We start from the raw sequence: 20295 nt of genomic DNA on the forward strand, positions 1-20295 counted from the left end.
AGGGTGCCGCAAAGGAATATGGTGCTCCCAAAAGTGCCGAACGGGGTTTGGAAGCCTCCGTCTGCTTTGGCTGAGGCTTTGGCAAGTTCCCAGGAGAAGAGGCAGCTGGCTGCAGGGAGGCCGGAGGGCGGCAGGGTATCCATTGTTGGTAGTTATGTGGGTTTTTTGGGTATGGATAGTTTTTGGCGTGTGGGATTTTTGCCTCGCCCACTTATCACTTCGTAGCTCCACCCACGATTCGCATGCCTTCGGCCTGCTCACTGCTTCGCAGGAAAAACAGAACACACCGAAATTTCACGGAAAAACATCACGGAGCAGACGTGAACAACACGGAAATAAATTATTTTATGATGGATTTACTTGGCGGCGAATATTTTCAAAATGGTATTAGGTTGAAAAATAAATCTTCTGAAATCGCATTGTGTAACTCCCATTTATGATTCCGTGTTGTTCACGTCTGCTCCGTGATGTTTTTTCTGTGAAGCTCCGTGCGTTCCGTTTTTCCTGCGAAGCAGTGAGCAGGCCGGAGGCATGCGAATCGTGGGCGGAGCTACGAAGCGATAGGCAGACCCACCCCAAGAATACAAGAAATTATTCTCTTACAACTCCAACAAGTACGCTACTATGGAGTCACCCGGCATCTGGATCGAGAAGTACCGTCCGCGCAATCTATCGGAGGTTGCTGGACAGCGGGAGATTGTTGAGCGGCTGCAGTCGTATGTGAAAAGCAAAGCACTCCCTCATCTGTTGTTCACCGGCTCTGCAGGCGTTGGCAAAACAACATGCGCGATCGCTCTTGCCCGCGAGATGTTCGGTGATACGTGGAGCATGAATTTCCGCGAACTCAACGCATCCGACGAGCGCGGTATTGACGTGGTCCGCAATCAGATCAAACAGTTTGCACGGACGTCACCTCTTGGAGACGCGACGTTTAAGATCTTATTTCTGGATGAAGCAGACGCCCTGACGCAGGATGCGCAGGCAGCTCTTCGCCGGACGATGGAAAATTATGCAGAGACCTGCCGCTTCATCCTCTCCTGTAACTACTCATCAAAAATCATCGATCCAATCCAGAGCCGGTGCGCCATCTACCGGTTCCGTCCGCTGGACGATGCCGCTATCCGGGACGAGATGAGCCGCATCGCAGGAGTGGAAGGGCTGACGATTCAGGACGCCGCCTACGATGCGATTGCGTATGTGTCGCAGGGCGACATGCGTAAAGCAATCAACGCACTCCAGGGAGCGGCAATTGTGTCGCCTACGGTGACCGCCGAGAACGTGTATGCCATCACCTCCAACGCAAAGCCTGAAGAGATCGATGAGCTGGTTGAAGTCGCACTCTCAGGCGACTTTGAAACCGCGGAACGCATACTCCGCACCCTCATGTACGACCGCGGCATCGCACCAAACGAGCTGCTGAACCAGATTTACCGGACGCTCTCGTCCAGCAATACCATTGACCGCAAAATGAAGGTCCAGTTAATCGATCACTTGGGCGAGACCGACTTCCGCTTAAGCGAAGGAGCGGATGCTGATATTCAGATGGACGCACTCCTCGCACGGTTTGTAAAAACAGGACTGTCTTCTAAATAATCCGGCAGATGATCATAGATCACGAATCATGAATCATAGATCATGAATCATAGATCATGAATTGATCACCCAATAAAAAAATCTGACTGGCAGCCCGCGTCTCCTCCTCGCCCGAGGAGTGATGAACTCCCGCTGTCTTGTTGTTTATTTATAGAACTCATTTATAATAAACCTGCATAATTTCCTGATTGAAAAATAAAAAAAATAAAAAAATAAAATATAGAGGGACTGTCTTCTCCCTGAAACCGTGATCAATTCATGATTTATGATTCATGATCATCCATCTTTTCTCAACTCTATTTTTCTTGTCTTCCCTTCTCACGCCTGATACCACGCAGCGCCAGCAGCCATCCGTTCGCAGAACTCCTCTTTCCCAAGAGTCCGCAGCTCAGACACTGCGTCCGCCAGATGCCCGACCGCCGCATCATTATAGGGATTTTCCCGCTGAATCGCATAATACAAAGCAGCATTTTCGCCTGAAACCTCCCTTGACACCGCAACCTGTTTTCGGAACGTCGTAGACGAAACCGCATTCAGCATCTCAGCAGAAAACCCGCTGCGCACAAGTGCCTCTGAGAATGCGAGATTCACCGCATGCGAAAGTCCGAGGACATAAGCGGCCGCCGGATCATGCTCCTCAAGCGGCATCCGCAGAATCGTTCCCCCGCTGAAAAGCACCGCTGCCTCCTCCACCGCGGGCGGACAACCGCAGTCCGCAACAACAACATTCCTTCCGGCAACCGAAGGCGCTGACGGCCCGAACATCGGATGCACCGAACATACGTTCATCCCGGCACCAGCCATATTTCCAAGAATCTCAGCGACCGGCGACTTCACCGACAAAATATCAAACACCAGTGCAGACGTTTTTGATGCAAAAATCTCAGCCAGCACGGCTGTTGCAGTCGTCACCGGCGTAGACACCACAATCACCTCAGCAGTATTACAAGCCTCGGCAACCGTCATCACCGGATATTTCGCGTTCGCGGGGTCCAGCACCGCAACAGAAACTGCATGGCCGCGTCCTGCAAAAAACGCCGACAGCCACCGTCCCATCGCACCGTTTCCGCCGACAACACAGATTTTCTTCGGCTCAGCATGCCGCGGAATTTGTCCCTGCACCTCAACCGACTCATCGATTACCGCACGCGCAATGCGGGTCGCTGCCGCAGCACTCACGCCCGCGGTAGCTCCTGCATCCACATACCGCTTCACCACCACCGTCTCCACCGATGGCACCACGACCTCCTCATGCGCCGCAGCCTTTCGCTCGCCGATTATTTTTGCAATCGCGTTCCGCTTGCCGACTAACTCCATAATCCCGCGGTCAATGTCTGCCAGCTGCATCCGCAGCGCGTCCAGCTCAGCCATAGTAGCCTCCCCGGATCAAAAGATCTGCAATCACCAGAGCAGTCATCGCCTCAACCACAATCGCTCCGCGGTTCGCAATACAAGGGTCGTGGCGGCCGTGAACGGACAATTCCGCATCAGTCCTCTCTTCCAGATTCACCGTCTGCTGTGGCCGTGCAATCGACGGCGTCGGCTTGAACGCAACCGAAAAGTCCAGCGTCTGACCGCTCGCCATCCCGCCTAAAACACCACCCGCATGATTGGTCAACGTCTGGACCGCACCGTCGCCCCCCATCCGGTAAAAGTCATTGTTTTCCGACCCGCGTGATGCCGCAGCGGCGAACCCTGCGCCAAACATCACTCCTTTCACGCCCGGAATCGCAAACACTGCTTTTGCAATTTCGCCGTCCAGCGTATCAAAAAACGGCTCGCCAAGACCAGCCGGCAGACCGGTTCCCATACACCGGACAACACCGCCGACACTGTCGCCGTCCGCCTTTGCCGCAAGAATCTCCTCACGCATCAGACCCTCAAGCTCCTCACTCATCGCCCGCAGAGAATTCGTCCGGGACGCAGACAGCGCCGCAGGCGCGTACTCAGCAGTGTCTTCGACTCTTCCGATCCGGGAAACATACGAGCCTACGGTAATTTCGAGCGGCTCAAGGATTCCCCGCATGACTGCTCCAGCCGCAACGAGCGGTGTCGTCATTCTGCCGGAAAACATTCCGCCGCCACGGATATCGTGGCTTGCACCGTATTTGCACACTGCCGGATAATCGGCATGTCCGGGCCTGGGCATTTTCCGCAGTGCCTCGTAATCAGAACTCTTCGTATTCGTGTTCGCAAACGTAATCATCAGCGGAGCACCGGTGGTGCATCCGTTCACAACACCCGAGATCTCAGGAGCGTCAGCCTCCACTCGCGGCGTTCCAATCCCGGGCACTGGTTTGCGCAGCGCAAGGTCAGCCTCGATTTTGGCAGTGTCCACCGGCGTTCCGGCAGGAATGCCGTCGATCACGCAGCCGATCCGGCTATCGTGGCTTGCCCCGAACAAGGTGACCCGCACCGCGGACCCGATCGTATTCATACCAACCTCATCTGTGCGCCGAGCGCCTGCATCTCTGCAACAAAGTTCGGATACGACACTGCGCAGCATTCTGCATCATCGATAACCGTCTCTCCTTTTGCCACAAGTCCTGCGATTGCTGCTGCCATCATTATCCGGTGGTCGCCAAAGGTCGTAACGTTTGCGCCCGAAAGCGTGCACGGCCCGTTCACAATACAGCCGTCATCGGTCTCGGTGATGTCGGCACCCATGCTTCGCAGAAACAGAGCGGTCGATCTGATGCGGTCGCTCTCTTTAAACCGCAGATGAGCCGCACCGAACAGGCGGGTGGTTCCCTCGCACTGTGTTGCAAGCACCGCTGCGATCGGGAACAGATCAGGCGCGTCGGCAAGGTTCACGTCTGTTCCGTGCAGCGTTCCTTTTACTGCACGAACATCCCCCAGACTGGAGCGGGTGATACCTGCACCGAGTTTTTCCAGCAGATCGATGAACATCTTGTCGCCCTGCGGGTCTCTGGGATCAAGATTGGTCACGAGGACGTCGCCTGCAAGGGCTCCTGCGGCAAACAAAAATGCGGCCGACGAGTAGTCGCCACCGACTCTTACGTCAGCAGGGAGATAGTTCTGGTTTCCCGGGACAAAAAATCCGTCATCGGTTGTTACAACAGAAACCCCGTGCTCTTCCATTGCGGCGATCGTCATCTCCACATACGGCCGTGAGGTCAGGGGCGTTGTCAGGTGAACGGTGAGCTCATTTTTGCTTAAAGGAGCACCAATCAGAAGTGCAGAGATGAACTGCGAGCTGATATCGCCTCTGATATGCACCGCGGTTCCCGACACGGGGCCGGTTACGCTGAACGGTGCGCAGCCGTCTTGTGAGGAGACTGCAACTCCAAGTTCAGCGAGCGCGTCAAGCAGCGGTTTCATCGGCCGCGAGCAGAGGGATGCATCGCCCGTGAAACTGGTTGTCCCGTGCAGCTGTGCAGCAGTTCCTGCCAGAATCCGTATAGAAGTCCCTGAGTTTTTGCAGTCGATGATTTTTACCGACGGGTGAAGTGCACCGCCGCTGATAATGACCGAGTCTTTGGCGCGGGAAACTCCTGCGCCGAGTGCTTCCACTGCGTCAAGCGTCGCGTTGGTGTCTTCGCCAAACAGCGGGGAGGAGACTACCGATGTTCCTTCGGCAAGTGCTGCGAGGATGAAGGCGCGGTGGGTGTGGCTTTTGGACGGCGGGGCTGCGGCGATTCCGCGCAGTTTTGAATGGGATACGATCAGTTTCATGCGAAGTTTCCGTTTCTGATGTTTGCAATGAGAATATTGTCTCGCCCGAATTTGTCGAGAAATTCGTCCAGTGTGGCTGTTGGAACAAGAATTCCGGTCGCAGGACCGGTGCCTGAGAGACCTGCGGCTGTTGCCCCGCAACCGAGGGCACGGTCTGCGATCTCAGGGGTTATTCCCAGCGCCCGGCATGTACAGCTGCCGTTTATGTACATGGCAGAGTAGACGTCGCCTGCGAGTGCGCTGTCGTAGGCTTTGGCAACGGTGGCCGCCATTTCCCGCATTTTTTCTTTGGGGAATGCGATTTTTCTGATCTGAAACTCAGGCAGGTGGATGACTGCGGTACAGGTTTCCGGCATCGGGACGCGGTGAATCAGTTCCCGTGCAGAGTTGTCGGTAAAGACGAGGCCTCCAAGCATGCAGGCACATGCATCGTCAAATGCTCCGGTGATGCTGACGCCTGCGGCGATTGCGACGTTTGATCCAAGCCTGCTGATTTCAAGGGGGTCTGCGGCAATGCCGAGCGCGTCGGCTGCTGCTGCGAGCATGGCGTTTGCTGCGGCACTGCTGCTTTTCAGTCCCATGGATATCGGGATGTCTGAGACCGTTTTGATCACTGCTCCGTTCATCCCTGACTCCGGGCACCGGTTCAGCATCTCCTGTGCGCAGAGTTCGGCAAGCAGGGTGTTTTCGGTTGGATGACCATCGATTGTTACGAAAAATCCCGGCTCTTTGGTGAACTCAACGGTTGCTTCGGTCTTGAGGTCGATACCGAACGCGGCACCTTTGCCGGTTGCGACTGCGTTGATGACCGAGAGTGCTCCATACGATATGCCGCGACCGATCATGGCTGTTCCTCAAATGCCTTGGTCATGACTGCGGTGTCAGGAATGGTACCGGTCCAGAGCGCAAAGGAGGCTTTTGCCTGCTCGATGAGCATCTGTTTTCCGCCTGCGGTTTTACGAACGCCGCGGTCGCGTGCTGCGGCAAGCAAAACCGTGTTCTCCGGCTCATACACCATGTCAAATACTGCGGTAGCAGGCGTGAGGATGGATGCTGGTACCGGCAGGCTGTCAGAAAATCCGCTCATGCCGGCAGGCGTTGAGTTGATGATGAGATCGTACTCAGGCGCAAGACTGTCCAGATCTGCGGCAGCCCCTCCGAACTCTTCTGCAAGGGCTTCGGCTTTTTCTCTGGTGCGGTTGGTGATGCTGAGTTGTGCGCAGGTCCCGCTCAGGCATGCGGCCGCTGCTCTTGCAGCACCGCCTGCGCCGATGATGAGAATTTTTGCGCCGCAGGGGTTGATGCCAAGGGCGGCGATGGTTGCTTTGATTCCTGCAATGTCGGTGTTGGCACCGCTGAGTTTTCCGTCGCTGTTGCAGATTGTGTTGACTGCTCCGGCGGACCGTGCTGTTTCTGCAACCTTTGCAAGGAGCGGTATAACCGATTGTTTGTGGGGGATGGTCACGTTCATGCCTGTGATGTTGTAGCAGCGGATAACTTCTGGAATCAGGGGCAGTTCGTCCGTGTTTGACGGAATTTTTACATATCTGCCTTTGATTCCTGCATCCAAAAACGCAGCATTGTGCATTTTTGGAGAGCGGGTGTGTGTGAGCGGCCAGCCGGTGATTGCGGTGACGATTGGGTTTTTGCCAAGTCGGACCGCATCATCAACGGTTATCTGCCCCGGGGCCGAGGCGAGTTCCGGCGTTACTGCGCAGTAGGTCAGCATGGATCCAATCTCTGCTGCACGGACGCGGGTTACCTCGCCTGCGGCTCCCATACCGATCAGAATGAACGGTCGTCCGGTTTGTCTGAGAACAAGGCCTGCCTTCCAGATCTCAAGGAGATCGCTTGGCCCCTGTACCATGAACGCGGCTTTGGGGACGCCTGAGTTTTCAAGGTCTTTGAAGATCTTCAGAATTTCAAAAGCTGCAGGTGTTTTTTCGAAATCATGGTACGAACAGATCACGCGGTCTTTTGGAAACTCGTTCCGCAGGACCGAGTCTGACTCGATGTCCACATATGTTGCACCACATGCAAGAGCGCGGGAAAAAATATCCTTTCGCTCCGCATCCTTTTCTGATCTAAGCGTTGCGATTGAAAGTGTTTCGCCTGAGACAAACGAGAGGTCTTTTGGGATGTTGGCAAGGGCGTCAAGCCTGAACTCCAGTGCCTCAGCACCTTTGGCTACTGCGTTTGCTGCCATGGTTTTTGCCACATCAGCTGATGCGGCGGCGATTACTGCACAAATACGGGTCATTTCTCGCAGATGGTCTCCGCCATTGCGTGACCGAAGTGGCGGCCTCCGCTTTCCAGTCTGACGAGGACTTCGTCACCGATCATAAGCGCCGACACTGACACAGCACCCGACGGGGTTCCAAGACGGATGGTTTCTGCGTTCTGCAAAACCACTGAGTAGGTTTTTCCGTCTGCTTCTGCTTCGATCAGAAGCATGGGCCGAACCTCGATCTTCACGCGGCCGACGCTTACCGCCCGCAGGGTTCCGTCCGGTTTTCGTGTGAGGACTGAAGAGCCTGCGGCGATCTCTGAGAGGTAGCGGGTCGTTTTATCGGGACAGAGGAGGTAGGAGTGAACGGCTCCGGCGTTGACGCGGAACGGCCGTGCGTTCACGTACTCGCTTTCAAAACTTTCCGAGCAGACGAGGAACAGGCAGGAGGACTGCGAGCCTATCAGCATTCCTTCGCCTGGCGCGAGAAGCGAACAGGTATCGATGCAGACGCGGTCTCCAAGGGAGAGCGGCTCTATTTTGGTGACCACTGCCGGCTTAAGCTCTGCTTCGGGGAACTCGGTTGCGGAGACGCGGGAAAATCCTGCGATGTCAGCAGGATAGTCGGGGGTGATGCAGACACCGTCTGCTCCTACTTCCATGGTTTCAAATGAGAGCTTTGCTTCATCCGGCGTTTTCACACAGATGTAAACCGAGGTTGCGGAACTCTGGAATCTGGAGATGAGGTTTTCCAGAGGGATTACCTTCCAATCTGAGGGGGTTATTATCAGATAGGGAAGGGTGTTTTTGATGCTGTATGCTTCCTCCATGTCCTCAGCCCCTTTGAGGGTGAGGTCTGCGCCGATCCGCTGGCCCGCAACTGACAGATATTTTCCGTCGGAGGTGATTGCGGTGTATCTGCCAAGCTGGGTAAGGGCTGCGTCTTCTTCTTTGAGTATGATATTGGTATAGCCTGCTTCAAGTGCTGCGGCGACGATTGCTTTTCGGTCGCTGTAGTTTTGGGCACGGTCGGCACGGACGATGACTGGAGGGAGGGTTACTGACATTATCTTCACTTCTTGAGATGTTTGGCTGCTTCTTCGACCGAGACATCTTTTAGGACGATGTCGGAGACTGCGGAGGTGATGCCGACGATGTCTTTGTGCTGGAAAATGTTTCTTCCAATGGAGACTCCTCTGCCTCCTGCGTCCAGTGAGTCGCGGACCATCTGGAGCATTTCAAGGTCAGAGCTCATTTTTGGTCCGCCGGCGATGACGACCGGAATCTGGGCTCCTGTTACGACTTCTCTGAAGGTGTCGATGTCGCCGGTGTAGCTGGTTTTGACAAGGTCAGCTCCAAGCTCTGCGGCAACGCGGGCACAGGTTTTGAGTGCGTCGACGTCGAATGGGTCTTTGATGTTTTTGCCGCGGGGGTAGACCATTGCAAGGAGCGGCATTCCCCACTGCTGGCATTTGCGGGAGATTTCTCCGGCGCAGCGGATCATCTCAGGTTCGGTGTCGGCACCGAGGTTGATGTGAATGGAGACTGCGTCGGCTCCAAGGGTGAGGGCTTCTTCAACAGTTGTGACGATGACGCGGGAGTTTGGGTCGCAGCCAAGGCCGGTGCCTGCGGAGAGGTGGACGACGAGTCCGATATCTTTTCCTGAAGTGCGGTGGCCGTAGGGTACCATGCCTTTGTGCATCAGAACAGCGGTTGCGCCGCCGAGGGAGATTTTATTGATGGTGTCCCGCATGTCTACGAGACCGGGGATGGGCCCCATGGAGATTCCATGATCCAGTGGGACTACGACAACTCTTCCGGAGTTGCGGTCTATGACTCTTTCCATACGGATTTGTTTTCCGAACATGTGTGCTAAGTGTTAGCACGGGACGCACATTAAGCTTTGTGTTTGGTTGGTTTTTTTCTGCGATGGGTGGCGGTATTCGTTTTTTTGGAGGCTATGTGTTTTGTTTGGAGTGGGGTGCTACTATTCTGTGACATGCGGCTTTGCTTGGAGTAACCACGTGGCGCATGCCTTCGGCCTGCGATTTCAGTGAAGCTCCGTGAAATTTCCGTGCATTCCGTGGTTACCCTAAGTGAGGCCACTCTCTCCCTCCACCCGCTTACATTTTTTTCATGTTGTTTTGTGTTTCAAAAAATATCACCGCACAACTCCTATCCCAAAAACGAATCCTGCCGAAGTTCATGAACACGTTTGGAGCAAACTCGGCTGAACCGGCTACATTATATTTCTTCAATACGCTATAATAATACACAAACGGAGGCAGCCGCAATGGGGTCGCAGTGGACAAAAGATAAAATATACAAAAAATCTGTGCGTGACGGCTATCGTGCCCGGTCCGCCTACAAACTCATCGATATCAACGAACGGTTCAACATCATCCGCCGCTCCGACAACGTCGTCGACCTTGGCGCCGCTCCCGGCAGCTGGCTCCAGGTCCTCCGCACCATGACCGACGGCCAGCTGCTTGGTGTCGACCTCAACCCCATCGTCCCCATGGAAAACGTCATCACCGTCACCGGCGACTTCACCGCCCCTGACATCCAGCAAAAAATTCTCGAACTCATGCCGCTCGTCAACGTCGTCGTCTGCGACGCCTCTCCTCACCTCTCCGGTGCCAAAGCTTATGATCAGGCACGCATCATGGCACTCAACGAAGAAGCCCTCCGTCTCACCGAAAAACTTCTCAAACAGGGCGGCAACTTTGTCATGAAATCCTTTCAGGGCGTTGACTTCAACGAACTCGTTGACCTTGTCAAAGAGCGTTTCTACTCAGTCAAAGTAATCAGATCCACTGCCACCCGCAGAGGGAGCACCGAGTGCTACATCATTGCAAAGAACTTTATCGGAGATGCTGATGATGACCGGAAACAAACCACTGAATGACGATATCCTCACCGACACCTACGGCCGGACCATCTCCAACGTGAGAATCGCCCTCACCAACGCCTGCAACCTCAGATGCATCTACTGCCACCACGAAGGCGAGGAGATCAACGGCTGCACGGTAGACAACAGCCGTGCCCAGATGACCAAAGAAGAGATCGCCGAACTCATCGGCGTTTTTACCGAACTTGGCGTCACCACCCTCAAACTCACCGGCGGCGAACCAACCCTGCGGCCTGACCTCCTTGACATCATCAGATCCATTCCTCCAGACGTTGAGTCCTCCATGACCACCAACGGCACACTTCTTGCAAAAATGGCAAAGGATCTCAAAGCCGCCGGACTCTCGCGGGTCAACGTCAGCCTTGACACCATGCGCCGCGACCGGTACCTGAAAATAACCGGCCGTGACCTGCTGCCTGACGTTCTTGCCGGAATCGAGGCCGCACTTGACGCAGGACTCATTCCGGTAAAACTCAACATGGTCATACTCAAAGGTATCAATGACGATGAAGTTGAAGATTTCCTCTCCTATGTCAGAAACCGGAAAAATCTCATACTTCAGATCATCGAACTCATGGACGTCAATGGATGGGCTGATCACATCGACCATGTCGACGACGTCATCAGAGGTGACGCAGAAATTGTCGGTGACTTAGAAAAAAGCATCGCTGAAAAGTCCACCCAGATTATCACCCGAAGAATGCACCACCGCAGAAAATACTGTCTTGACGGTGCCGAGGTTGAAGTGGTGCGCCCGATGCACAATCTTGAGTTCTGCGCAAACTGTAACCGGCTCCGTGTCACTTCAGACGGCAAACTCAAACCATGTCTGCTCCGTTCCGACAACGAAGTGGACATACGCGGTCTCCATGGCGATGAACTGAAGGCAGCGATTGCAAAAGCAGTTCAACACCGCTCACCGTATTTCACCCAGAATACAGAATGATCTACTTTTTTTCTTTTTCTGAAGTACTCAGTGCCAATTTCTATATACAAATACAGATAAAAATGTAATTATTAGTATTATGGGGGTAATAACATCATGAAATACTTATTCAGTCTGATACTTGGTATATGCCTTGTACTGTCAGTCTGTACTGCCGGCTGTGTCCTTCCCCTGCCGACACAGCAGTCCGATATACCAGACTACTATGCCGAACAGGTGGAGCTCGCACACAAATTTGCTCTTGGTATCAGCAATGACACCTCCGTTCTTGGCAATGCTCTCATTTCCGCGATAGAGTATCAGTCAAACTTTTCTGCTGACAGTCCCGAGGTTTTGGAAAGCCTCCGCGACTTGTATATGCACAACCCAAGTGCCACGTCCATCTATCGGGTAAACGTCGACAACGTTGTGGTAGCCGCAGTTCCTGAATCTGCATCGCACCGTGTTGGTTATCAGATACCTCTCCTGGAATTTGATCCGTTCAACCTTGCATACCCCATATATCACAGCACCTATGTACGAGAAAGTACCGGCGAAACTCATCTGTTGTTCTGCGTTCCGGTGTACACCAGTGATGGAATCTATGACGGGTTCCTCTGTTATGTCATTGACCCCAAGTCCAAAGTACTCGTCGTCCCGTCTCGTTCAGTGATACCACGTGAAGGAGTTATTGTGATGGTTTTGGATGAGAACGGGGATGTTTTGTACGCTGACAACACCAAACGGATTGGACAGAATGCAATTTTGAATGCACAGATCGCAGGTGAAAACGAAACGGCTGCTGTAATAAAAGAGATGCTCTTGACACAAAACGGCACTGCAACCTACACCGCTTACAGCTTCAGCAACATGAAGTATATCACTATTGCCGTTGCATGGGAAACTCTTGAGACGAGATCAGGACCTCTCACCATCGCGGTCGGCAAACCCATCACCGATTATCAGACTGTCGTGCGTCCTTCGTCAAGCACCGACGAGACACTCGAAGAGTTTGTCCAGTCCGCGTATCTGTATGCGGTCAAATACGGCAAAAATGCAGCGATTGAAGCCTTCAATGATCCTAAGAGTCAGTTTGTTACTCAGCAGTACACCATCTCTGCAATTGATATCAACGGCACCATCCTTGCAAATCCGATGCTCCCGGGCGACGTCGGCGTGAACTTGATCGCCAACACAGACGTAAACGGTGTCCCAATTGTTAAAACACTGGTTCAGCGGGCAAAACAGGGAGGAGGGTATGCCCTGTATCTCCATCCTGACCCGATGGATAATCAGGAGATGAAGGTGAAACGTTCGTATGTCATGCCGGTTGATGAAAACTGGTTCATTGTTGCCGGTATCTACACAGATACTGACGAAAAGTACGTGGATCACCAGCTTCAGAATGCCATGGTTGCGTACACCCGCCATGTTGCCCAGTACGCTCAGACTTACGGCAAGGATGCAGCAATTGATGCATTGAACACGCCGAACGGTCTGTTCTACTCTGAAGATATCAGGCTTGTTGCGGTCGACTCCGCAGGCACCATCCTCGCCCGTCCCTACAATCCCGAGCTGATCGGCAACAGTCTCCTTGGCGCCACTGATATCTACGGTTCATCGCTCGGCCGTGATCTGGTGGTGCTGGCGAACTCGGGCGGCGGCATGATATATCAGTATTATCCAAACCGGTACACCAATGAAAATCACATGACGCTCATGTATGTGCTGCCGATCGATGATACCTGGTTCCTTGCCTCAGGTATTACCATGAAGCAGGCACCCTGACGTGCGGGGTTCCTGGCTTCCATTATTTTTCGTAGTATCTGTCTATTTTCATGACCGATTTTGCTTTCATGTGGTTGAATATATACCCCAATGAACGACTCAGAAATACTGATGAATCCAGGCGATCTGGTACAGTTCCTGAAAAAAAGATCCTGTTGAATTTACCAAAAAAGATAACGGTCTGCACGACGATGAGCTGAAGACAGTTATTGCCAAAAAAATTCAGCACCGTCTCCTATATTTCACTCAGAAATTATAATTATCATCTTTTTTTCTCACTCAAAAATACCCGGTGCCAATTACTATATAGAACCACAACCAATGAGATAAATATTATCATTGGGGGTAAATAACGGCATGAAATATCTGATATATCTGGTGCTTGGCATCTGTATGATACTGTCAGTCTGCATGGCAGGCTGCATTTTTCCTCTACCGTCAGACCAGTCTGACAAACCAAGCGATTATACTGAACAGATAGAGCTCGTGCACACATTTGTTCAAAGCGTCGGCAATGATATCACCGCGCTTGGCAGTTCCCTCTTTGCCGAAGCAGACTATCAGGCTGATTTTGCTGCCGACAGCCCTGAAATCGCCGCCAGTCTCAGTAACTTGTATGTACATAGTCCCAGCTCCTTGTCCGTGTACCGAATCACTGCTGACAACGTCGTGGCTGCCGCCGCTCCCAAAACTGCAATGTTTCCGGTAGGCTATCAGATACCCTCACTGGAATTTGACCCGCAAAATTTTTCCTATCCGGCATATCAGAATATTTGCCAGAGAGACACCGGTGAATTCCAGATGTCTGTCATAGTTCCGGTCTACACCAGAAACGGATCCTACGATGGTTTCCTCTGGTATTTCCTTGATCCTATGTCCAAAATACTTGTCATTCCGGCACGTTCAGAGTTGCCGCGTGACGAGGTTTTTGCCATGATTATGGATGAAAATGGTGTTGTTCTCTTCTCTGATGATTCCAAAGACATCGGACGAAATGCAATTTCGATGGCATATGCATCCGGTCAGTATGAAACGGCTGCCGTGCTTGAGAAAATGATCTCCACCAAAAATGGTACTGCGACCTACTCCACCTACAGTTATGGCAGTTTGAGGTACATCACCCTTGCCGCGGCATGGGATACGCTTGAAACAAGGGTTGGTCCCCTCACCGTCGTGGTCGGCATACAAACTGCTGAACGACAGCTTGTTCCAAGTCCCACGTCAAACACAGACAAAACCCTCGAAGAATTTGTCCAGTCCGCATATCTGTATGCGGTCAAAAACGGCAAAGATGCAACACTCGCCGCCATCAATGATCCGAACGGTCAGTTTGTTACAAAAGAGTACGCCATCACCGCAATCGACATCAACGGAACTCTCCTTGCAAGCGCAATGATGCCTGGCGATATCGGCGAAAATCTGATCGCTGACACGGATGGAAACGGTGTTCCAACCATTCGGACGCTGGTTCAGCGGGCAAAACAGGGAGGGGGCTATGGAATGTATCTCTGCCCCAACCATATGCAAAATCAGGAGATCGAGGTAAAACTCTCCTATGTCGTGCCGATTGATGACACCTGGTTCGTTTCTGCCGGCAGCTATATGAAGGAAAAAGCAAGGTACGTGGATCCGGAGCTTAATAATGCCATGATTGAGTACACCCGCCAGGTTGCCCAGTATGCTGCTGTCAACGGTAAAGATGCGACAATTACGGCACTGAATACTCCGAACGGCCCGTTTTACTCTGAAAATATCCGGCTTATTGCGATTAACTCCACAGGTATCGTTCTTGCCCGTCCTTACGACACGGAGCTTATCGGCAACGATGCCGCGGCCGCTGTCGATATCTACGGCGGATCATTTGGCCGCGACCTGATGGTGCTGGGAAACTCAGGCGGCGGTATGGTGTATGAATATTATCCCAACCGGTACACCGGCGAAAATGATATAACACTTATGTATGTTCTGCCGATTGATGACACCTGGTTCCTTGCATCAGGCATCACCATCACTGCAGAGTCCTGACGTGCGGGGTCATCACCCCTCACTATTTTTTTCGACAGTATCTGCCTTTTTTCATGACCGGTTTCACTTTCACATGGTTGAATATTTATGTCGTCCCTTCGAATATTTACCCCAATGAACGACTCAGAAATACTGATGAATCCAAGTGATCTGGTACAGTTCCTGAAAAAAGATCCTGTTGAATTTACCAAAGAAGATATCATCCGTTTCTGTGAGGAAATGGCCATTGAGATGGTGAATTTCCGGTATGTTGCCGGCGACGGAAAACTGAAGACGCTGAATTTTGTCATCTCATCTAAAGAGTATCTGGATACTATCCTTTCGGATGGAGAGCGTGTTGACGGCAGCAATATTTTTCCGTTTATCGAGGCAGGCAGCTCCGACCTCTACGTTGTTCCGCGTTACAGCACTGCATTTATGGATCCGTTTGCAGAGGTGCCGACGCTTGATATCCTCTGTTCCTATTATGATAATCAGGGCAGACCTCTTGCTTCGTCACCTGAGTACATCCTCCGCTGTGCCCGCGATGCGTTTAAGAAAAACACCGGCATGGACTTTAAGTGTCTCGGCGAGCTTGAGTATTATGTGATCTGTCCAGAGGATTCCCTGTATCCCGGCCTTGATCAGAAAGGGTATCATGCGTCCGGTCCGTTCTGTAAGTTTGAGGAGATGCGGACCGAAGCCATGCTGATGGTCGCCCGTGCCGGCGGTAAAATCAAGTACGGCCACTCGGAAGTCGGCTGCTTCACCAAAGACGGTTACTACTATGAGCAGCATGAGATTGAGTTCCTGCCAACCGATCCGATCCTTGCGGTTGAGCAGATTGTGATTGCGAAGTGGGCGCTTCGGATGCTTGGATACAAGTATGGTGTTGAGGTTTCGTATGCACCAAAGATCACCGTCGGCAAAGCAGGTTCCGGTCTGCACTTCCACATGCTTGCCGAAAAGAACGGCAAAAATATGATGGTAAAAGACGGCGCGCTTTCAGACATTGCCAAGCAGATGATTGCAGGCATTCTCGATGTCGGCGATGCGGTTACGGCGTTCGGCAATCCGATTCCAACTTCATATCTGAGACTTGTTCCGCATCAGGAGGCACCGACCTATATCTGCTGGGGCGACCGCAACCGGTCTGTTGTGGTCCGTGTGCCGCTCGGTTGGACTGGTTCAACTGATATGGCAGCTGAGGCAAACTTCGGTATCCACCGCAAGGCGAGCAAGGCGTCCAAGCAGACGTTTGAGTACCGGGTTGCTGATGGTGCGGCAGATATTTATGAGACGGTCGCCTGCCTGATTGTTGGTGCGATGCATGGTCTTACTATGCCGGATGCGCTGGAACAGGCAAAGAAGCTGTATGCAAGCGGCAACATCTTCAACAAGGAGTATGCGGCGTTCCTGAAGACGTTAAAACAGCTTCCTGCTTCCTGCTCTGAGTCTGCAGATGTGCTTCTTGCAAAACGCGCACTGTTCGAGATGGATGGTATTTTCCCGGCAGGTGTGATTGATTCCCAGGCAAAGAAACTGAAGGCGTTTAATGATAAGGGGCTCTCGGATAAGCTGCTCGGCAATACCAAGGCGTTTGCAGAGCTTGTTGCGCAGTACATCCACGTTGCCTGAATTTTTTCCTTTTCTTTTTTTTCGGGTTTTACCTATCGTTTCGCCGTTTTGTCGCTCCGCCCACGGAAAAGCGGAGCACACTGAATTTCGCTGAAAAAAACATCACGGAGCAGACGTGAACATCACAGAAATGAATTGTTTTGGATTCCGTGTTGTTCACGTCTACTCCGTGATATTTTTCTGTGAAATTTCTGTGTTTTCCGTTTTTCCGTGGGTGGTAGGACTTAATAGACGACGCTGTCACTTGCGAAATATTGATATGCGGTGAGAAAAACGCAAAAATCTCTTATGAATATTTTTATTTTTCTAATTTTTGTCACTTTCCATCGATATTTATTACTGTGAAACTGATGTTTTGGTACAGTGATTGCTTATGGAAACCGATACAAGCATCAATATCCTCAGCGTGTTGATCGGTAATCCTCTGTCGAGGAAAATAATTGCCGGAATGAGCGGAGAGTGTGAGGAGTGCGGCGGAAACCGCATGGAGATTGCGCTTGAACAGTATCTTGGCCTGCGGGATAATGCCTGTCCGAAGTGCCGGAGGGCTTCCCGTGAGGCAGCGTTTATTATTAAGACCGGGGCGAGAAATTTTGGCGTGACTGAGAGCGATCTGAAAAAAACCTTTCAGGATGCGTACTGGCGCAGGGGGCTTGTGTCGGTGATGAAGGGCATTGCAGAGTTTGGTGTCCGCCGCCCGTTTGTTCCGGGCGCACCGTTTCAGGTTGTGTGGGATGTAACTCACCGGTGTAATCTCCGATGCAGCCACTGTTACGCGTCTGCTGGCAAAGCGCTTGATGATGAGCTGACGACAGCTGAGGCACTGGATCTGATTGATCGCTTAGCAAAGTTTGGTGTTTCGGTGATTGCGTTTTCCGGCGGTGAGCCGCTGTCGCGTCCTGATATTTTGGATCTGATCCGCCGTGCACGTGAAAAGGGAATGTATGTTGCCCTGGCAACGAACGGTACGCTGATTACCCAGGTCCGTGCAAAGGAGCTGCGGGATGCGGGTGCTGAGTATGTGCAGGTAAGTATTGACGGCGCAGACGCCCGGACACATGATGAGTTCCGCGGAATCCCTGGCGCATTTGACCGAACTATAGCGGGTGTTAGAAATGCGGTTGATGCCGGATTTTTTGTGAATATTTCCACGACCGCAACCAAGTCCAACTATGATCAGATTCCAAGAATCATTGATCTTTGTGAGGAGCTTGGCGTAAACTGGGTGATGGCCTATAATTTTGTACCGACCGGCCGCGGTCAGGATATGATTGAGAAGGATCTGAGTCCGCATGAGCGCGAGGATATGCTGCGGATGTTGTTTGAAAAGAATGCGAGTTCAAACTGTCAGGTGTTAACAACCGCTCCGCAGTTTGCCAGGGTCGCGCTTCAGCAATCCTGTGGCGGAGGTCAGATAATGGTTCCAACACATTTCTGCAATCAGGAGGTGGATGGTGCTCTGTTCGGGCTGACTGAGTTTGTGGGCGGCTGCGGTGCGGGGAGGTTCTATATGGCGATTCGTGCGAACGGGGATATTGATCCTTGTGTGTTTTTCCCAAAAACAATCGGGAACGTGCGGACCTCGAACTTCGAGGAGCTCTGGAAGCACGATCCGCTGCTTACTGATCTGCGGAACAAGGATAAGGTTGAGGGCAGCTGTGGCTCCTGCGAGTACCGGTATCACTGCGGGGGATGCCGTGCCCGTGCTTACGGCTACTTCGGCAACCATCTTGCCCCAGATCCGGGCTGTGTGAACAATATGGAGTATTATACTGCTTTGAAGGTGATGCGGACTCCGCCGGTGTCTGATCCTCCGGTAAACCGCGGGTGAATTCATTCCTTCTTTTTTTGTGTGATAGTGGTTTTGTCTTTGGTCTCGTTTGAAGTAACCATGGCGAGGCGGCAAGCAGACCAAAGGTATGCGATTTTCAGTGAAGCTCCGTGATATTTCTGTGCATTCCGTGGTTACCCAAAGCGAAACCACATACAGAAATTTCCCATCAATGAAATTATTAACCAACCCTTTACTCTTTCCCAGCCACCCGGCAGAGCGCCTCAGCAACACCTCTCCCGAAGTACATATGCGTATACCCCGCGACCGTCGTCCCTGCGATCATCCCATCGTTCCCGCGTCCGTCAATGCCTGCTCCCCGCTCAAGAGAAAACAGATACCGCACGTCCGCATCTGGTGTGGTTCGCGAGTAATGGAACTCATGGCCGCGGAACCGCATATCCGCCGGAAACACTGCTGAATTTGCAACCGTTTTCCCGACCACATAGTTCAGGGCAACAAACCGCTTCTCCATCACCGCGTCTGCATCAATCAGTCCTGCCATTTTGTGAACCGTTTCGTCCGCTGTCGTGATACTGCGAGACAGCCACATCAGACCGCCGCACTCACCAAATATTGGTTTCCCTGCATCAGCCGCACGCACAAGATCATTTTTGCACCGTGAACGAGACAGCGCCTCAGCATGCAGCTCAGGATACCCGCCGCCGAAATAATAGAGATCCGCCTCCGGCAGCGCGTCACTGATTGGCGAAAAAAATCTCAGCTCGGCTCCTGCGGAACGCAGAAAATCAAAGTTGTCACGGTAATAAAAACAGAACGCTGCATCCATTGCCACCCCGATCTTTACCCTGGCATCCCGTGCTCCACCCGGCTCCTGCATTGACGAAGAGATCTCGCTCGTCTCTTCTGCCGCCGCAAGGATCGCATCAAGATTGCAGTGCTCCTCCACAAACTCTCCGACAAATCTCATGCGAGCATCCTCCTCCCCCATCACCAGACCAAGATGCCGGCTCTCCACCAAAAGATCATCCGTTCTCGGCATCCATCCAAGCAGCGGCAGCGTGATATCATTCGTTGCCATGGCGCGGTGCCGGTCAGACCCACCCTTCGTCATAATCACGCCGGCAAACTTCAGTCGCGGGTCGTACTCAGCGTAACCTTTCACCAACGCCGCAGCACTGCGGGACATCCCCTTCACATCAACAACCAGAATAATCTGTGCATCAAGCAGCCGCGCCACGTGTGCTGTACTCGAACAGTCCGACCCGTCTACTCCGTCATACAGCCCCATCACCCCTTCAATAACCGCAATATCTGCTCCTTCGCATGCCCGCACAAAACAGTCGCGTACTCCCTCCTCCCCGATCATAAACGGATCAAGATTCCGCGACTCGCGTCCGCACACAATCGCATGATGCGAAGGATCGATAAAATCAGGGCCGACCTTGAACGGCTGTACCACCAGACCGCGGGCAACAAGCGCCGCCATAATGCCTGAAGTTGTTGTCGTTTTCCCGCATCCGCTGTGCGTTCCGGCAATCACAACTCTTGGAATAGTTGTCATCTTTTCTCCCCACGCATTTTTGGTGTCGCCTCATCTGTGCGGTCGTCCTTTGGATGTTCTGTTGTATTCAAAAACATTGAGCCTGCATCATCCCTCATAATCGCATACCTTAAATCATTGTGTCTGAAATTACTATAGTAATGTTTTGCTACGGCAA

Annotated in this window: 15 protein-coding genes; 7 read left to right on the top strand and 8 right to left on the bottom strand. The window is 52.4% G+C overall.

Going from position 1 to position 20295, the window contains the following annotated elements; all coding sequences use genetic code 11:
- Positions 1-624 precede the first annotated feature (624 nt).
- A complete protein-coding gene (locus tag McpAg1_RS01720) occupies positions 625-1593 on the top strand; it encodes a replication factor C small subunit (RefSeq protein ID WP_338093562.1) in 969 nt (322 codons plus the stop codon).
- A gap of 318 nt (positions 1594-1911) precedes the next feature.
- Here McpAg1_RS01720 and McpAg1_RS01725 read toward each other — a convergent pair whose 3' ends face one another.
- The 7 genes from McpAg1_RS01725 to McpAg1_RS01755 are packed head-to-tail and all read right to left on the bottom strand — an operon-like array spanning position 1912 to position 9383.
- Positions 1912-2964, bottom strand: a complete 1053-nt coding sequence (locus McpAg1_RS01725; protein ID WP_338093563.1) for a prephenate dehydrogenase/arogenate dehydrogenase family protein — start codon at positions 2962-2964, stop codon at positions 1912-1914.
- The gene (aroC, locus tag McpAg1_RS01730; protein WP_338093564.1) at positions 2957-4030 is read right to left on the bottom strand and encodes a chorismate synthase; all 1074 of its coding nucleotides are present in this window, start codon (positions 4028-4030) and stop codon (positions 2957-2959) included. Before aroC ends, McpAg1_RS01725 begins: the two co-directional genes overlap by 8 nt.
- Positions 4027-5289, bottom strand: coding sequence for a 3-phosphoshikimate 1-carboxyvinyltransferase (gene aroA, locus McpAg1_RS01735; protein WP_338093565.1), 1263 nt, complete (start codon positions 5287-5289; stop codon positions 4027-4029). Before aroA ends, aroC begins: the two co-directional genes overlap by 4 nt.
- The gene (locus tag McpAg1_RS01740; protein WP_338093566.1) at positions 5286-6134 is read right to left on the bottom strand and encodes a shikimate kinase; all 849 of its coding nucleotides are present in this window, start codon (positions 6132-6134) and stop codon (positions 5286-5288) included. Before McpAg1_RS01740 ends, aroA begins: the two co-directional genes overlap by 4 nt.
- Positions 6131-7549, bottom strand: a complete 1419-nt coding sequence (aroE, locus tag McpAg1_RS01745; protein WP_338093567.1) for a shikimate dehydrogenase — start codon at positions 7547-7549, stop codon at positions 6131-6133. Before aroE ends, McpAg1_RS01740 begins: the two co-directional genes overlap by 4 nt.
- Positions 7546-8583 carry a 3-dehydroquinate synthase II domain-containing protein gene (locus tag McpAg1_RS01750; RefSeq protein WP_338093568.1) on the bottom strand — a complete coding sequence of 346 codons (1038 nt, stop codon included), beginning with the start codon at positions 8581-8583 and terminating at the stop codon, positions 7546-7548. The genes aroE and McpAg1_RS01750 overlap by 4 nt, the downstream gene beginning before the upstream one ends.
- Before the next feature lie 5 nt (positions 8584-8588).
- The gene (locus McpAg1_RS01755; protein ID WP_338093569.1) at positions 8589-9383 is read right to left on the bottom strand and encodes a 2-amino-3,7-dideoxy-D-threo-hept-6-ulosonate synthase; all 795 of its coding nucleotides are present in this window, start codon (positions 9381-9383) and stop codon (positions 8589-8591) included.
- A gap of 426 nt (positions 9384-9809) precedes the next feature.
- Between McpAg1_RS01755 and McpAg1_RS01760 the strand changes: the two genes are divergently transcribed.
- From McpAg1_RS01760 to McpAg1_RS01785, 6 genes are all read left to right on the top strand, one after another.
- Positions 9810-10424, top strand: coding sequence for an RlmE family RNA methyltransferase (locus McpAg1_RS01760; protein WP_338093570.1), 615 nt, complete (start codon positions 9810-9812; stop codon positions 10422-10424).
- Positions 10390-11373: a GTP 3',8-cyclase MoaA gene (moaA, locus tag McpAg1_RS01765; protein ID WP_420847089.1), complete on the top strand. Its 984-nt coding sequence runs from the start codon at positions 10390-10392 to the stop codon at positions 11371-11373. The genes McpAg1_RS01760 and moaA overlap by 35 nt, the downstream gene beginning before the upstream one ends.
- A gap of 96 nt (positions 11374-11469) precedes the next feature.
- The gene (locus McpAg1_RS01770; RefSeq protein ID WP_338093571.1) at positions 11470-13140 is read left to right on the top strand and encodes a cache domain-containing protein; all 1671 of its coding nucleotides are present in this window, start codon (positions 11470-11472) and stop codon (positions 13138-13140) included.
- A gap of 357 nt (positions 13141-13497) precedes the next feature.
- The gene (locus McpAg1_RS01775; RefSeq protein ID WP_338093572.1) at positions 13498-15165 is read left to right on the top strand and encodes a cache domain-containing protein; all 1668 of its coding nucleotides are present in this window, start codon (positions 13498-13500) and stop codon (positions 15163-15165) included.
- A gap of 114 nt (positions 15166-15279) precedes the next feature.
- Entirely contained in the window at positions 15280-16782 is a 1503-nt protein-coding gene (locus McpAg1_RS01780) for a glutamine synthetase family protein (protein ID WP_338093573.1), read from the top strand.
- 373 nt (positions 16783-17155) lie between these two features.
- Positions 17156-18613 (top strand): radical SAM/SPASM domain-containing protein, encoded by a 1458-nt coding sequence (locus tag McpAg1_RS01785; protein ID WP_338093574.1) that lies wholly within the window; start codon positions 17156-17158, stop codon positions 18611-18613.
- 193 nt (positions 18614-18806) lie between these two features.
- On the opposite strand, the gene McpAg1_RS01790 is transcribed toward McpAg1_RS01785, so the two are convergent.
- On the bottom strand, positions 18807-20138 hold the full coding sequence (locus McpAg1_RS01790) for a cobyrinic acid a,c-diamide synthase CobB (RefSeq protein WP_338093575.1): 1332 nt from the start codon (positions 20136-20138) through the stop codon (positions 18807-18809).
- Between the last annotated feature and the right edge of the window lie 157 nt (positions 20139-20295).

The sequence above is a fragment of the Methanorbis furvi genome (assembly GCF_032714615.1).
Lineage (GTDB): Archaea > Halobacteriota > Methanomicrobia > Methanomicrobiales > Methanocorpusculaceae > Methanocorpusculum > Methanocorpusculum furvi.

Bases quoted from the DNA above. Each gene is read 5' to 3' on its own strand.
- McpAg1_RS01755 (WP_338093569.1), bottom strand. From the start codon at position 9,383: ATGTTCGGAAAACAAATCCGTATGGAAAGAGTCATAGACCGCAACTCC.
- McpAg1_RS01790 (WP_338093575.1), bottom strand. From the start codon at position 20,138: ATGACAACTATTCCAAGAGTTGTGATTGCCGGAACGCACAGCGGATGC.
- aroA (WP_338093565.1), bottom strand. From the start codon at position 5,289: ATGAAACTGATCGTATCCCATTCAAAACTGCGCGGAATCGCCGCAGCC.
- McpAg1_RS01780 (WP_338093573.1), top strand. From the start codon at position 15,280: ATGAACGACTCAGAAATACTGATGAATCCAAGTGATCTGGTACAGTTC.
- McpAg1_RS01760 (WP_338093570.1), top strand. From the start codon at position 9,810: ATGGGGTCGCAGTGGACAAAAGATAAAATATACAAAAAATCTGTGCGT.
- moaA (WP_420847089.1), top strand. From the start codon at position 10,390: ATGCTGATGATGACCGGAAACAAACCACTGAATGACGATATCCTCACC.
- McpAg1_RS01740 (WP_338093566.1), bottom strand. From the start codon at position 6,134: ATGATCGGTCGCGGCATATCGTATGGAGCACTCTCGGTCATCAACGCA.
- aroC (WP_338093564.1), bottom strand. From the start codon at position 4,030: ATGAATACGATCGGGTCCGCGGTGCGGGTCACCTTGTTCGGGGCAAGC.
- McpAg1_RS01775 (WP_338093572.1), top strand. From the start codon at position 13,498: ATGAAATATCTGATATATCTGGTGCTTGGCATCTGTATGATACTGTCA.
- McpAg1_RS01720 (WP_338093562.1), top strand. From the start codon at position 625: ATGGAGTCACCCGGCATCTGGATCGAGAAGTACCGTCCGCGCAATCTA.
- McpAg1_RS01770 (WP_338093571.1), top strand. From the start codon at position 11,470: ATGAAATACTTATTCAGTCTGATACTTGGTATATGCCTTGTACTGTCA.
- aroE (WP_338093567.1), bottom strand. From the start codon at position 7,549: ATGACCCGTATTTGTGCAGTAATCGCCGCCGCATCAGCTGATGTGGCA.
- McpAg1_RS01785 (WP_338093574.1), top strand. From the start codon at position 17,156: ATGGAAACCGATACAAGCATCAATATCCTCAGCGTGTTGATCGGTAAT.
- McpAg1_RS01725 (WP_338093563.1), bottom strand. From the start codon at position 2,964: ATGGCTGAGCTGGACGCGCTGCGGATGCAGCTGGCAGACATTGACCGC.
- McpAg1_RS01750 (WP_338093568.1), bottom strand. From the start codon at position 8,583: ATGTCAGTAACCCTCCCTCCAGTCATCGTCCGTGCCGACCGTGCCCAA.